The sequence below is a fragment of the Streptomyces sp. NPDC001315 genome, assembly GCF_042896175.1.
In the GTDB taxonomy this organism is placed as follows: Bacteria; Actinomycetota; Actinomycetes; order Streptomycetales; family Streptomycetaceae; genus Streptomyces.
In genome coordinates this window covers 78,393-91,529 of the sequence record NZ_JBIAWZ010000002.1, presented here as the reverse complement: position 1 = coordinate 91,529, position 13,137 = coordinate 78,393, and the positions used below count along the sequence as shown (strand labels likewise).

Below are 13,137 nucleotides of genomic sequence, written 5' to 3'. Positions count from 1 at the left end.
GCGAGGTCAGCTGCCACGCTGCCGTATCAACAAGACCATCGGCGACACCCACAAGTGGGCCGACCAGGTCGAGGTCGCCTTCCCCGGCGGCGTGGCCCGGGAGTACATCATCGGCGTCTGCCCGGTCGACAAGACCACCAAAGTCGAGATCATGAGCGACTGCGAGAGCAACCCGTACTACGAGCCCTGGCACTGAGCCGGCCGGCTACCGGGGGATGAGCAGCGCCTCCGACCCCACCGGCAGATAACCGGCCGCCTGGAACGCCCGCAGACTGCGGGCGTTGCCCGGCGAGACCTGGGCCCACACCGGTTCGCCCCCGCTCAGGTGCCGCGCCGCCGTCGCCAGTCGCCGCCCCAGCCCCCGGTGCCGTACGTCCTCGTCCACCTCGACCGCGACCTCGAGCCGCCCCGCGACCCCGCGCCCCAGCACCAGCACACCACCCTCGACGGTCCACACCCGTACGTCGTCCCGCCGTCGGCGGGAGCTCACCACCCGCGGATGGCCCGGGTCCGCGAGCTCCGTCAGGGGCAGTGGCGGTTCGCCCGGCAGCGGAGCGCCGACCGTGAGGAGGTCGATCGTGTCGGTCCCGCGCCCCGTGCGGTCCAGGAAGGCGGTCAGGAACCGGGCGTTCATGGTCGCCGCGAGCGCGTCGCAGTCCGCCGCCCGCAGCGCCTGGTGCACCCACTGCGGATCCTCGTCCGTGAAGACGACGGAGTGCGCGGTGAAGGCGATGACCCCGGCGTCCCGGTGGCCGTACTGGGGCACGACGGTCGTACCGCCGTCCGCCGGAGGGAAGACACCCCGGGCCGCCGCGTCGAGAATGTCCCGCAGGGTCTCCGCCATGGTGCCCGTCTCCTCGCTTGAGTCTCCACCCACTGGAAGGCCCAGACTCGCAGACATGATCGAAGACGGCACCGGACTTCTCACCATCGGGGAGCTGGCCCGGGCGACCGGCCTGTCCGTGCGCACCATCCGCTACTGGTCCGACGAGGGCGCCCTGCCCCCGGTGGCCCGTTCCGCGGGCGGCTACCGCTTGTACGACGCCGAGTCCGTCGCCCGCCTGGAACTGATCCGCACCCTGCGCGAACTGGGTCTCGGCCTGGGCGACGTACGCAAGGTGTTGGCCGGCGAGGCGACGGTCGCGGAGGTCGCGGCCGCGCATGTGAAGGCGCTGGACGCGCAGATCCGCGCGCTGAAGGTGACCCGTGCGGTGCTGTCCACCGTGGCACGACGCGGCTCGACCGCAGAGGAGACGACCCTGATGAACAAGCTGGCGCGACTGTCGGCCGCCGAGCGCAGGCGGATCGTCGAGGACTTCATGGAGGAGATCTTCGAGGGGATCGACACGGCGGACCCCGACATCCGCCGACGGCTGCGGTTCGCCGCGGCCAACCTGCCCGACGACCCCACGCCCGAGCAGGTGGACGCCTGGGTGGAACTCGCCGAGCTGATCCAGGACCCGGAATTCCGGGTCCTGATGCGCCGGATGATCGAGTTCAACGCGGCGGACCGGGGTCCGGACGTCCCGGCCGGCTCCTCCCTGTGGTTCATGAGCCGGCTGATCCAACTCTCCGGAGAGGCACTGCGGCAGGGCATCGCCCCCGAGGCGCCGGAGGCCGAGGACGTGCTGCGCGAGGTGCTCGGCGACGGCGACCGGACCGCCGTACTGGAGCGACTGACCGCGGGCTCGAACGTCCGGGTCGCCCGGTACCGCGAGCTGTCGGCCATCGTGAACGGACTCGAACCCCAGCCCGCGTACGAGGAGGAGTTCGCCTGGGTGGTCGCCGCGCTGCGCGTTCGGGCGGGCCGTTAATCTGACCTGCGTCAGGATGACAGCAAGGTACGACGAAAAGGGGCGGATCGATGGCCGACATCGAGGAAGCACGCAAGCAGTTCCAGCGGATCGACACGGACGGTGACGGATCCATCACCGCCGCCGAGTTCAAGGCCGCCCTGGCTCAGCAGGGCGACTGGAACGTCACGGAGTCGGTCGCGGAGGCCATCATCAAGACCCGTGACCTCAACGGCGACAAGGTCCTGTCGTTCGACGAGTTCTGGACCTACCTGGGCAAGTGACGCACGTGGAAGGGGCGCCCTGTCTTCTCGGCGGCGGGCGCCCCTTCGTCATGCCGGGGTCTGGGCGGGCCGTTCACCCGGTTGCCACGGCTGCGGAATAGCGTCGGGATCTCCGGGGTTGATGCCCCGCAAGAAGCATGCGTGTGCATCAAATTCGGAGGGCCAGTCATGAAGATCGGCATCATCGGCGCGGGCAACATCGGCGGCAACCTGACCCGGCGGCTCACCGCCCTCGGACACGACGTGTCCGTGGCCAACTCCCGTGGCCCGCACACCCTCACGGCGCTGGCCGAGGAGACCGGCGCGACAGCCGTCCCGGCCGAGCAGGCGGCGCGCGACGCCGAGGTCGTCGTGGTCACCGTCCCCGTGAAGGCGGTCCCGAACCTCCCGTCCGGCCTGCTGGACGGCGCGGCGAAGGGCGTCGCCGTCATCGACACCGGCAACTACTACCCGCGGGAGCGGGACGGCAGGCTCGCGGAGATCGAGGACGAGGGCCTCACCGAGAGCCGCTTCACGGAGCGACACCTCGGCCACCCCGTGATCAAGGCGTTCAACGGCACCTATGCCCAGGACATCCTGGAGCGGCCGCTTCCGGCCGGCGACCCCGGCCGCATGGCCCTCCCGGTCGCCGGCGACGACACGGCGGCCAAGGCGAAGGTACGGGCCCTGATCGACGAGCTCGGCTTCGACACCGTCGACGCGGGCGGCATCGACGACTCCTGGCGCCAGCAGCCCGGCACCCCGGTCTACGGCCTGCAGGCCGGCGTCGAGGCGGTCACCAAGGCACTGGCGGAGGCGTCCCCGGACCGCACCCCGGACTTCCGCGGCTAGCCGTACGCCTCGGACGATCTCCAGCGGCAGGTGCGGCCCATCAGGCAGCTCGACCCCGATCGAGTCCCCGGGCCGCACCGCACCGCCGCGCAGTCCGGTCACCTCGCTCTCGCGGTTGGGCTCGGTGAAGGAGTACGCGCCGTTGCTGCTGACCGCAGTGATGGTCCCACCCGTGTCGAGCAGCTCCCTTTTCTCCGCGGTCGCTGTCCGGCCGCAGGTCGGAGCGTAAGGGCAGGGTTCATTCCACGGTTGCCCACTCCCGCAGGGCGGCCTTGCTCGCGAAGTCCGCCACGTTCGTGTCCCGCGGATCGGCGGTGTACTGGTGGAAGCGCCACTTCGCCTTGATGCGGGGCTTGCCCGCAGTCACGTAGTCCGCGATCCAGAGACCGTCACCGGCGTAGGACGTACTGTCCATACTCAACCAAAAATGGCGATTGCAATAGAGCACGACCTTATTGTTCGGCCGCAGCTCCTTCACCTTCCGGATGAACCGATCCTTCTCCGCGTTGCTCGCGTGCGTGCCCTCGCTGGTCGTCTCCCAGTCGACGGCGAGTATGTCGCCCGCCTTCTCCGGGGCCTTGCTCACGAAGTACTCCGCCTGGGCGGTGATGTTGCCGGGCCAGAGGAAGTGGTAGAAGCCGACGACCAGGCCGGCGTCACGGCCGTGCTTGGTCTGGGCGCTGAGCCTCGGGTTGACGTACGAACGCCCCTCCGACGCCTTGATGAAGACGAAGGAGAGGCCGTCCGTGTCGTAGGACGAGGACTGGAACGCGCTCACGTCGATGCCGCGCAGCATGTGGGGACTCCCTTGACTGTCAGTGGGGGGACAGGAGTTGGAGTTGGTGTATGCCCCACCTTGGCACGGGCGATCCCTCGACGCGGCGGAATACCAGCCTCGGCCCGCAATTCGTGCGGCGCTCCTCGGCCGGACGGGTGACAGCCGTTCAGCACTCGATGATGTTGACCGCCAGCCCGCCCCGGGCCGTCTCCTTGTACTTCACGGACATGTCCGCGCCCGTGTCCTTCATCGTCTTGATGACCTTGTCGAGGGACACCTTGTGGGAGCCGTCGCCGCGCATGGCCATGCGGGCGGCGGTGACGGCCTTGACCGCGGCCATGCCGTTGCGTTCGATGCAGGGGATCTGGACCAGGCCGCCGACCGGGTCGCAGGTCAGGCCCAGGTTGTGTTCCATGCCGATCTCGGCGGCGTTCTCGACCTGCTCGGGGCTGCCGCCCAGCACCTCGGCGAGGGCGCCGGCGGCCATGGAGCAGGCGGAGCCGACCTCGCCCTGGCAGCCGACCTCGGCGCCGGAGATGGAGGCGTTCTCCTTGAAGAGCATGCCGATGGCGCCGGCGGCGAGGAGGAAGCGGACCACGCCGTCCTCGTCCGCGCCCGGGACGAAGTTCATGTAGTAGTGCAGAACCGCCGGGATGATGCCGGCGGCGCCGTTGGTGGGGGCCGTCACCACGCGGCCGCCGGCCGCGTTCTCCTCGTTGACCGCCATCGCGTAGAGCGTGATCCACTCCATGGAGTGGGCCAACGGGTCGCCCTCGGCGCGCAGTTGACGTGCCGTGACCGCGGCGCGGCGGCGCACCCGCAGGCCGCCGGGCAGGATGCCCTCGCGGGACATGCCGCGGGACACGCAGGCCTGCATCACCCGCCAGATCTCCAGCAGGCCGGTGCGGATCTCGTCCTCGGTGCGCCACGCACGCTCGTTCTCCAGCATCAGGGAGGAGATCGACAGGCCGGTCTCCTTCGTCAGGCGCAGCAGCTCGTCGCCCGTGCGGAAGGGGTACTTCAGGACCGTGTCGTCCAGCTTGATGCGGTCCGCGCCGACGGCGTCCTCGTCCACGACGAAGCCGCCGCCGACGGAGTAGTACGTCTTGGTCAGCAGCTGCGCGCCCGAGGCGTCGTAGGCCCACAGGGTCATGCCGTTGGCGTGGTAGGGGAGGGTTTTGCGGCGGTGCAGGACCAGATCGTCGTCGAAGGAGAACGGTATGTCGTGCTCGCCGAGGAGCCGGATCCGTCCCGCCTCCTTGATCTCCGAGACCCGTTCGTCGGCCCGTTCCACATCGACCGTGCGGGGCGAGTCGCCCTCCAGGCCGAGGAGCACGGCCTTGGGGGTGCCGTGGCCGTGGCCGGTCGCGCCGAGCGAGCCGTACAGCTCCGTGCGGACGGACGCGACGGACGTCAGCAGGTCCTCGTTGCGCAGCCGGCGGGCGAACATGCGCGCCGCGCGCATCGGGCCGACCGTGTGGGAGCTGGACGGGCCGATGCCGATCGAGAACAGGTCGAAGACCGAGATGGCCACGGTGACTCCTCAGAACGGGGGTGGAACAAGGGACGGGGCACCGCGCTCACCTCTCAGTGTGCGCGCGGTGCCCCCGTACAGCGGTACTACTGCCCCAGGGTGGGGTAGAGCGGGTGCTTGTCGGCCAGGGCCTTGACCCGGGACTTCAGCGCCTCGACGTCGTAGGACGGCTTCAGCGCCTCCGCGATCACGTCCGCGACCTCGGCGAAGTCCTCGGCCCGGAAGCCGCGGGTGGCCAGGGCCGGCGTGCCGATCCGCAGGCCCGACGTCACCATCGGCGGGCGCGGGTCGTTCGGGACGGCGTTGCGGTTGACCGTGATGCCGACCTCGTGGAGGCGGTCTTCGGCCTGCTGGCCGTCCAGCTCGGACTCGCGCAGGTCGACCAGGATCAGGTGGACGTCGGTGCCGCCCGACAGGACGTTCACGCCGGCCTCGCGGGCGTCCGGTGCGGTGAGCCGCTCGGCGAGGATCCGCGCGCCGTCGACCGTACGGCGCTGGCGCTCCTTGAAGTCCTCGCTCGCGGCGACCTTGAAGGAGACCGCCTTGGCCGCGATCACGTGTTCCAGGGGACCGCCCTGGAAGCCCGGGAAGACGGACGAGTTCAGCTTCTTCGCGAAGTCCTTCTTCGCGAGGATGATCCCGCCGCGGGGCCCGCCCAGCGTCTTGTGGGTGGTGGAGGTGACCACGTCCGCGTACGGCACCGGGTTCGGGTGCAGCCCGGCCGCGACCAGGCCCGCGAAGTGCGCCATGTCGACCCACAGGTAGGCCTCGACCTCGTCCGCGATCCGGCGGAACTCCGCGAAGTCCAGCTGCCGCGGGTACGCCGACCAGCCCGCGATGATCACCTTCGGGCGGTGCTCCTTGGCGAGCCGCTCGACCTCGGCCATGTCGACCAGGCCGGAGTCGTCCACGTGGTACGCGACCACGTTGAACTGCTTGCCGGAGAAGTTCAGCCGCATCCCGTGGGTGAGATGGCCGCCGTGGGCCAGGTCCAGGCCGAGGATGGTGTCGCCGGGCTGGGCGAGCGCGAACAGCGCGGCCTGGTTGGCGGAGGCGCCCGAGTGGGGCTGCACGTTGGCGTACTCGGCGCCGAACAGCTCCTTCACCCGGTCGATGGCGATCTGCTCGGCGACGTCGACGTGCTCGCAGCCGCCGTAGTAGCGGCGGCCCGGGTAGCCCTCGGCGTACTTGTTGGTGAGGACCGAGCCCTGCGCCTCCATGACCGCGGCCGGCGCGAAGTTCTCGGAGGCGATCATCTCGAGGGTGGACTGCTGGCGGTGCAGCTCGGCGTCGACGGCGGCGGCGATGTCCGGGTCGAGCTCGTGCAGGGGCGTGTTCAGAAGCGACATGTGTACGTGACTCCTCAGCCGGCGGAAAAAGCGGTGTACTCGTCGGCGGAGAGCAGGTCGGCCGGCTCCTCCGCCACGCGCACCTTGAACAGCCAGCCGCCCTCGAAGGGGGCCGAGTTCACCAGCGACGGATCGTTCACCACGTCCTCGTTGACCTCGGTGACCTCACCGTTGACAGGGGAGTACAGGTCGCTGACCGACTTGGTCGACTCCAGCTCGCCGCAGGTCTCGCCCGCGGCCACCGTGTCACCGACCTCCGGGAGCTGGACGAAGACGACATCGCCGAGCGCGTTGGCCGCGTGCTCCGTGATGCCGACTGTCGAGACGCCGTCCTCGGCGCCCGACAGCCACTCGTGCTCCTTGCTGTAGCGCAGCTGCTGGGGGTTGCTCATGGCCTGAATTCTCCTGTACGCGGGGGAGTGCTGGTGAATGGGGGGCTGCTGGAACCGCTGGTGAGCAGCGGAAATGTGCGCGGTGTCACGTAAGGGACGTAAGGACCGCGCTCAGTGTTACTTCTGGCGCTTGTAGAACGGCAGCGCCACGACCTCGTACGGCTCGTGGCTGCCTCGGATGTCCACGCCGACTCCCGGCGTGCCCGGCGCCGCGTGTGCCGCGTCGACGTACGCCATGGCGATCGGCTTGCCCAGCGTGGGGGAGGGGGCGCCGGAGGTGACCTCGCCGATCACCTCGCCGCCGGCGACGACGGCGTACCCGGCGCGGGGGACGCGGCGGCCCTCGGCGACCAGGCCGACGAGGACACGCGGGGGCTGCGAAGCGGCGCGCTCGGCCGCCGCCTCCAGCGCCGTACGCCCCACGAAGTCGCCGTCCTTGTCGAACTTCACGACCCGCCCGAGCCCCGCGTCGAAGGGCGTCAGGGAGGTGCTCAGCTCGTGCCCGTACAGCGGCATGCCCGCCTCCAGGCGCAGCGTGTCCCGGCAGGACAGGCCGCAGGGGACCAGGCCGACGCCCTCGCCGGCCTTGGTCAGGGCCTGCCACAGTTCGACGGCGTGCTCGGGTTTCACGAACAGCTCGAAGCCGTCCTCGCCGGTGTATCCGGTGCGGGCGATGAGCGCGGGGACGCCGGCGACGGTGCCGGGCAGGCCCGCGTAGTACTTCAGGCCGTCGAGGTCGGCGTCGGTGAGGGACTTGAGGATGCCGGGGGATTCCGGGCCCTGGACCGCGATCAGCGCGTACGCGTCCCGGTCGTCCCGCACCTCGGCGTCGAAGCCGGCGGAACGCTCCACGAGCGCGTCCAGCACGACCTGGGCGTTGGAGGCGTTGGCGACGACCATGTACTCCGTCTCGCCCAGCCGGTAGACGATCAGGTCGTCGAGGATGCCGCCGTCGGCCCGGCAGATCATGGTGTAGCGGGCGCGGCCGGCGCCGACGGAGGCGATGTTGCCGACCAGGGCGTAGTTGAGCAGCCGCGCCGCTTCCGGCCCCGTGACCGTGATCTCACCCATGTGCGAGAGGTCGAACAGGCCGGCCCTGGTGCGCACCGCGTTGTGCTCGTCGCGCTCGGAGCCGTAGCGCAGGGGCATGTCCCAGCCGGCGAAGTCGGTCATGGTCGCGCCGAGCGAGCGATGCAGGGCATCGAGGGCGGTGTGACGGAGTGGGGTGCTGCTCATCGGTCGGTCGTCTCCAAGGGCGATGGGGGCACCTCCCGCGCGAGCGAAGTCGAGCGTGGGGGAGGGCGAGGTAGTTCCTCCCCATCTGTCATCGGAACCTGAGAGGTTCACCATGACCACACGTGATCATGGTTTGCACCTTGGGTGGAGCCGCTGTCGCAGCGGCCCGCTTTTCAGATGTGCCTCGCCCGCGCGGTAACGGGGCCTGAGAGATTCAAGGGAGGGACTTGCTCCTTCGGCGCCCCGGTGCAGCACTGCTGCTGGGGACTCTCCCGCGCGGATTCAAGCGGCCGGTATGCAGTTGGCGCGGACATCATTGCACGCATCGCCCGGCAAGGGCAGGCCGCATCTGTAACCGGGCTGTGGCGGTACGCGAACGAAAACACGAGACACCGCGCATTACCTTCTCTTTACGCTCGGCGGGGAAAGGACTTACCTGACCCCAGGGGAGGACGATCACGGTGAACAGGATCACGGCGTACGCCACCAGCTCGGCCGCGGCACTGCCCAAGCAGCCCGCGGCCCCGGCCGTGGAGGCGTGCGGCCCGCGGTCGGCGCCGGTCGTCCGCGATCTGCGCGAGCGCTCCCGGCACAGCCCGCACGGCCTGGTCTTCGGCCCCCGCGACCTGGTCGTGATCACCGGCCTGCCCGGCAGCGGCAAGTCCACGCTGATGCGGCGCGCGGTGCGGGGCGTACGCATCGACTCCCAGGACACCCGCGACCGCTGGGACGCCCGGGCGCCGCGCTTCCTGCCGTACGCCGTCTACCGCCCGCTCGTCCGCCTCGCCCACTACGCCGGACTGCGCCGCGCGCTGCGCACCGGTGAGGGAGTGGTCGTGCACGACTGCGGCACTCAGGCCTGGGTGCGCGACTGGCTGGCCCGCGAGGCCCGCCGCCGGGGCGGCACCCTGCACCTGCTGCTGCTCGACGTCACCCCCGGCACGGCGCTCGAGGGCCAGCGCGACCGGGGCCGCGGCGTCTCGCGCTACGCCTTCCTGCGCCACCGCCGCGCGGCCGCCCGCCTGCTGCGCGCCGTGGAGAAGGGCGAGCTGCCCCCGGGCTGCGGCTCGGCGGTACTGCTGGACCGGGACGCGGCGGACGTGCTGCGACGGATCGCCTTCACGAGCTGAGCCGGACCTGAGCGGTACCGGAGCCGGACCTGATCCGGACCGGAGCCGGACTTGCTTCGGACCTGCTCCGGACCAGCTTCGGACCTGCCTCCGGGGTGATCCGCCGACGGGCGGCCCGGAGGTGGATCGGTCTCCGGGACGATTCAGTCGGGGTTCGTACCGGTTAGCCTTTTCAGCCACAGCAGCGGTTCCCAGCAGGCGGTAGAGAGATGGACTTCCCGGCGGACCTTCCCGCGGACTTCCCGGCGGGCTTCCCCGCGCAGACGCACCCCCATCCGCACGGCGGATGGCCCGGCAACGAGCTGGAGGAGGTGCTCGCCGCCTCCCTCGGCGTCCCGACGGCCGGCGGACGGATCGTCGAGGTGCTCGGCCGCAGCTTCGTCTGGGTGCCGCTGCCCAACGGCGGAGGCCCGCACAGCGGCCCTCTCGACCTGCCCACGCTGGAGATCGAGGGCCAGGTGTACGTGCCGGTCTTCAGCTCCGAGGAGCAGTTCCGGCAGGTCGTCGGCTCGCACATGTCGTACACCGTCGCGCCCGCCGTGGAGTTCGCCCGCGGTCTGCCGCCGCAGGTCGGCATCGTCGTGAACCCGGACGGCGTGGTGGGCATCCCGCTCCCGCCGGCCGCCGTGGCCGAGCTGTGCCGGAGCGGGCGGACCCCGCTCGACGGGTTCGCCGGCGGCGGCCGGGTGCGGCTGTTCGAGCCCGACTGGCAGGACGACCCGGTGGACTTCCTCGCCGCGGCCTCGGCCGAGTTCGCCGACATCGGCGTCGTACTCACCGCCCGCCGCTGCCTGGCCGCCATCGAGACCGGCGATCCCGTCCTGTTCGTCGGCGTCGAACTGTCCCAGTGGGAGGGCGACCTGCGCGTCCTCCCGCTGGACGCACTCGGCCGGGCGCTCGCCAAGGTCGCCGTCCAGTGGCCGGTGAACCTCGTCCTCCTGGACGTGGTCGAGGACCCGGTGACGGACTGGATGCGGGAGCGGGTACGCCCGTTCTACCAACGGGACCACTGAGAACCGACCGCGCCCGCCGACGCGGAACAACCCCCGAACGCAGAACAACCCCCGAACTCCTGGGCGGCTGTTGTCTAACGAGCCACCTAAGGTGGTTTCATATCCAAGGCCACGTTTCTCGAAGGGGCGGTAAAGGGTGAGCGCGAGCGGCACTGCCGCGACCGGGCAGGTCGAGCACATGCTGCGCCAGGTGACGCCCGGGCGTTACGACGCCTACGAGGCGCTCCTTCGTGCGCTCGCGACCCCGTCCTCCGGCCAGGTCTGGATGCTGCTGTGGCACGGCCAGGCCGGCTCCCCCGACGCCCAGTACGGGAACATGGAGGTCAACGGCTACGGCTACGCGCCCTGTGTCACCTCCGCCCAGGAACTCTCGGCCAGCGGCTGGAACCGTTCGTACGAGGTGGTGGACGGCCTCGACGTCGCCCGCACGCTGTACCCCGACCACTTCGGCCTCTGGCTGAACCCGCACGCCCCCGGCGGCGGCCTCGGCATCCCCTGGCTCGACCTGCGCCGGATCGCGACGGGCCTGGAACGCCAGCCGGCCGGCCCGCTGCGGCTGTCCGAGCCCGGAATCGAGATCCCCCAGTTCTACGCCCTGCTCGCGCAGAACGCCCACCGCACCCCGGCGGTCCGCGCGCTGCGCCGCGCCTGGGTGCAGCCCGCGCTCGGGGCGCCGTACCTCGCCATCGGCCTCGACGTGTACGACACCTCGCCGCCCGCCGTCGACTCCGTCCGCGGGATGATGCAGCAGTCCATCGGCGCGGTGCCGGACGGGCTGCCGGTGTCGACCGTGGCGATGTCCGACGAGCACGACCCGGTCGTGATGTGGATGCGGGCCAACGCCCGCCCCTTCTACGACCGCGAGGCCCACGCGGCGCCCGCCCCGGCCCAGGCTCCCGCGGGCGATTACGGCTACCCGGGCTCGCGCCCCTACTGACCGTCGGCTTCGGTTCCAACTGGCCTCTGGCTTCGGTTTGAACTGACCTCTGGCTTCGGTTTGAACTGAACTGCTGGCTTCGGCTCGACCTGAACCGCTGGCTACGGCTCGACCTGACCTCCGGCGTCGGCTCGAACTGACCTCCGGCCTCCGGCCCGATCCGACCTCCGGCTCGACCTGACCTCCGGCTCCAGCTCGACCGGCCGGACAGGTCCTGGTCGGCCGGGCGCATGCCGGACGGACGGTCGGCCGGCTCGGGAGACCGGACCGGCCGCTCAGCAGCCGTGAGTTCGGGCGACGGTGGTGGGCGAGCCACCCGCCATGGGCCGGCCGACGGTGGTGGGCGAGCCGCACGCCCAGGACTCGCCGACTGCCGTTCCGGCGGCGGCCGGAGCGGTTCTCGTCGTGACCGAACAGAGCGCACGCCACCGATGGGTCGCCGCGTCGGCGAGACAGAAGTCGGCCACGCCGTTCGGGCCCGGCAAGTGCCATGCCGGGGGAGCCCGTTCGCATCGCGACGTGTGGAGCCGGAAGGCCGATCTCCGGAGGGCGATGCCCCGTGTTCGGATAACGGAACACCCAGATCGGCATCACGGTTGCGCATACATTCTCCGTGAGGCCTGGCGTGTGATCGTGAAGGCGTCGAATACTCGCCTTCTCAGACGCGAGGCCATGGATCCAGCGAGTGCGTACCCATCGGTGCCAATCCGGGATCAACTGGACAGCTGGGCCGCACTCATCGGCGCAGGCCGCGTAGCAGGTAAGTGAACCAAGCCGCCTACAGCGGCGGATGAAGGCCGGTCACCACCGGCGAGAGGGGTCGGGTCACCGTGACCGCACCGATCGAGACCACCGGATCGGCAGCCGAGGCACAGCCGGAGGCTGTGCTCGTCGGCGTCGAGAAGGGGCAGATCGAGGGCCGTTCCCTGGGGCAGATCGCCTGGTCCCGCTTCAAGAAGGACAAGGTGGCGGTCGCCGGTGGCGTGATCGTCATCCTGCTCATCCTGCTCGCGGTGCTCTCCCGGCCCCTCCAGGCGCTGTTCGGCCTGGATCCGAACGCCCTGCACCAGGACCTCATCGACCCCAACACCTCGCTGCCCAAGGGCGACTTCGGCGGCATGAGCTGGGACCACCCGCTCGGTGTGGAGCCGAAGTTCGGCCGCGACATCGCCACCCGCATCCTGGAGGGCTCCTGGGTGTCGCTGGTCGTCGCCTTCGGCGCCACGATCCTGTCGAACACGATCGGCGCGGTCCTCGGTGTGGTGGCCGGCTACTACGGCGGGCGGGTCGACACGATCATCAGCCGGCTGATGGACACCTTCCTGGCGTTCCCCCTGCTGCTGTTCGCGATCGCCATCTCCGCCACCCTGCAGGGCGGTGCCTTCGGGCTGGAGGGCCTGCCGCTGCACATCAGCGTGCTGATCTTCGTCATCGGCTTCTTCAACTGGCCCTATCTGGGCCGTATCGTCCGCGGCCAGACGCTGGCCCTGCGTGAGCGGGAGTTCGTCGACGCCTCGCGGGGGATGGGGGCCAGGGGCCCGTACATCCTCTTCCGGGAGCTGCTGCCGAACCTCGTGGGCCCGATCATCGTCTACTCGACGCTGCTCATCCCGACCAACATCCTCTTCGAGGCGTCCCTGAGCTTCCTCGGCGTCGGCATCCAGCCCCCGCAGGCGTCCTGGGGCGGCATGCTCAACCAGGCGGTCGACTTCTACCAGGTGGACCCGGAGTACATGATCGTGCCTGGTCTCGCCATCTTCGTGACCGTGCTGGCGTTCAATCTGCTCGGCGACGGTCTCCGCGACGCTCTCGACCCGCGCAGCCGCTGATCCGGCCGCGGTGAGAGTCCACAAGTTTCCG

The 13,137-nt window shown here is 70.4% G+C and carries 13 protein-coding genes, 1 pseudogene and 1 riboswitch; of the genes and pseudogenes, 8 read left to right on the top strand and 6 right to left on the bottom strand.

The window, feature by feature from the left end; all coding sequences use genetic code 11:
* Positions 1-25: 25 nt before the first annotated feature.
* Positions 26-196 (top strand): annotated as a pseudogene (locus tag ACFY16_RS07590) (hypothetical protein); the annotation flags it as partial.
* 9 nt (positions 197-205) lie between these two features.
* Here ACFY16_RS07590 and ACFY16_RS07585 read toward each other — a convergent pair.
* Positions 206-844 carry a GNAT family N-acetyltransferase gene (locus ACFY16_RS07585; RefSeq protein WP_390646191.1) on the bottom strand — a complete coding sequence of 213 codons (639 nt, stop codon included), beginning with the start codon at positions 842-844 and terminating at the stop codon, positions 206-208.
* A 55-nt stretch (positions 845-899) separates the two neighbouring features.
* On the opposite strand from ACFY16_RS07585, the gene ACFY16_RS07580 reads away from it, so the two are divergent.
* The 3 genes from ACFY16_RS07580 to ACFY16_RS07570 all read left to right on the top strand — a co-directional run bounded on the left by ACFY16_RS07580 (position 900) and on the right by ACFY16_RS07570 (position 2,908).
* Positions 900-1,814, top strand: a complete 915-nt coding sequence (locus ACFY16_RS07580) for a MerR family transcriptional regulator (protein ID WP_390646190.1) — start codon at positions 900-902, stop codon at positions 1,812-1,814.
* Positions 1,815-1,864: 50 nt separating this feature from the next.
* Positions 1,865-2,077, top strand: coding sequence for an EF-hand domain-containing protein (locus ACFY16_RS07575; protein WP_390646189.1), 213 nt, complete (start codon positions 1,865-1,867; stop codon positions 2,075-2,077).
* 168 nt (positions 2,078-2,245) lie between these two features.
* A complete protein-coding gene (locus ACFY16_RS07570; RefSeq protein ID WP_390646188.1) occupies positions 2,246-2,908 on the top strand; it encodes an NADPH-dependent F420 reductase in 663 nt (220 codons plus the stop codon).
* Between the two features lie 238 nt (positions 2,909-3,146).
* Here ACFY16_RS07570 and ACFY16_RS07565 read toward each other — a convergent pair whose 3' ends face one another.
* The 5 genes from ACFY16_RS07565 to gcvT form a co-directional block, all read right to left on the bottom strand.
* Positions 3,147-3,704: a glycoside hydrolase family 25 protein gene (locus ACFY16_RS07565; protein ID WP_390646187.1), complete on the bottom strand. Its 558-nt coding sequence runs from the start codon at positions 3,702-3,704 to the stop codon at positions 3,147-3,149.
* 148 nt (positions 3,705-3,852) lie between these two features.
* A complete protein-coding gene (locus ACFY16_RS07560) occupies positions 3,853-5,220 on the bottom strand; it encodes an L-serine ammonia-lyase (RefSeq protein ID WP_390646186.1) in 1,368 nt (455 codons plus the stop codon).
* 86 nt (positions 5,221-5,306) lie between these two features.
* On the bottom strand, positions 5,307-6,569 hold the full coding sequence (gene glyA / locus ACFY16_RS07555) for a serine hydroxymethyltransferase (protein WP_390646185.1): 1,263 nt from the start codon (positions 6,567-6,569) through the stop codon (positions 5,307-5,309).
* Positions 6,570-6,583: 14 nt separating this feature from the next.
* Positions 6,584-6,961: a glycine cleavage system protein GcvH gene (gene gcvH / locus ACFY16_RS07550; protein WP_351152428.1), complete on the bottom strand. Its 378-nt coding sequence runs from the start codon at positions 6,959-6,961 to the stop codon at positions 6,584-6,586.
* A 117-nt stretch (positions 6,962-7,078) separates the two neighbouring features.
* Positions 7,079-8,197, bottom strand: coding sequence for a glycine cleavage system aminomethyltransferase GcvT (gene gcvT / locus ACFY16_RS07545; RefSeq protein WP_390646184.1), 1,119 nt, complete (start codon positions 8,195-8,197; stop codon positions 7,079-7,081).
* A gap of 183 nt (positions 8,198-8,380) precedes the next feature.
* Positions 8,381-8,482: riboswitch (glycine riboswitch) on the bottom strand.
* Between the two features lie 170 nt (positions 8,483-8,652).
* On the opposite strand from gcvT, the gene ACFY16_RS07540 reads away from it, so the two are divergent.
* The 4 genes from ACFY16_RS07540 (at position 8,653) to ACFY16_RS07525 (ending at position 13,106) form a co-directional block, all read left to right on the top strand.
* Positions 8,653-9,327 (top strand): AAA family ATPase, encoded by a 675-nt coding sequence (locus ACFY16_RS07540; protein ID WP_390646681.1) that lies wholly within the window; start codon positions 8,653-8,655, stop codon positions 9,325-9,327.
* 209 nt (positions 9,328-9,536) lie between these two features.
* Positions 9,537-10,340, top strand: a complete 804-nt coding sequence (locus ACFY16_RS07535) for an enhanced serine sensitivity protein SseB (RefSeq protein WP_390646183.1) — start codon at positions 9,537-9,539, stop codon at positions 10,338-10,340.
* Positions 10,341-10,476: 136 nt separating this feature from the next.
* On the top strand, positions 10,477-11,277 hold the full coding sequence (locus ACFY16_RS07530) for an enhanced serine sensitivity protein SseB C-terminal domain-containing protein (protein WP_390646182.1): 801 nt from the start codon (positions 10,477-10,479) through the stop codon (positions 11,275-11,277).
* 830 nt (positions 11,278-12,107) lie between these two features.
* On the top strand, positions 12,108-13,106 hold the full coding sequence (locus ACFY16_RS07525) for an ABC transporter permease (protein WP_390646181.1): 999 nt from the start codon (positions 12,108-12,110) through the stop codon (positions 13,104-13,106).
* Positions 13,107-13,137 lie beyond the last annotated feature (31 nt).

Coding starts and splice junctions, on each gene's coding strand:
- ACFY16_RS07585 (WP_390646191.1), bottom strand. CDS start 844: ATGGCGGAGACCCTGCGGGACATTCTCGACGCGGCGGCCCGGGGTGTC.
- ACFY16_RS07580 (WP_390646190.1), top strand. CDS start 900: ATGATCGAAGACGGCACCGGACTTCTCACCATCGGGGAGCTGGCCCGG.
- ACFY16_RS07575 (WP_390646189.1), top strand. CDS start 1,865: ATGGCCGACATCGAGGAAGCACGCAAGCAGTTCCAGCGGATCGACACG.
- ACFY16_RS07570 (WP_390646188.1), top strand. CDS start 2,246: ATGAAGATCGGCATCATCGGCGCGGGCAACATCGGCGGCAACCTGACC.
- ACFY16_RS07565 (WP_390646187.1), bottom strand. CDS start 3,704: ATGCTGCGCGGCATCGACGTGAGCGCGTTCCAGTCCTCGTCCTACGAC.
- glyA (WP_390646185.1), bottom strand. CDS start 6,569: ATGTCGCTTCTGAACACGCCCCTGCACGAGCTCGACCCGGACATCGCC.
- gcvH (WP_351152428.1), bottom strand. CDS start 6,961: ATGAGCAACCCCCAGCAGCTGCGCTACAGCAAGGAGCACGAGTGGCTG.
- gcvT (WP_390646184.1), bottom strand. CDS start 8,197: ATGAGCAGCACCCCACTCCGTCACACCGCCCTCGATGCCCTGCATCGC.
- ACFY16_RS07535 (WP_390646183.1), top strand. CDS start 9,537: ATGGACTTCCCGGCGGACCTTCCCGCGGACTTCCCGGCGGGCTTCCCC.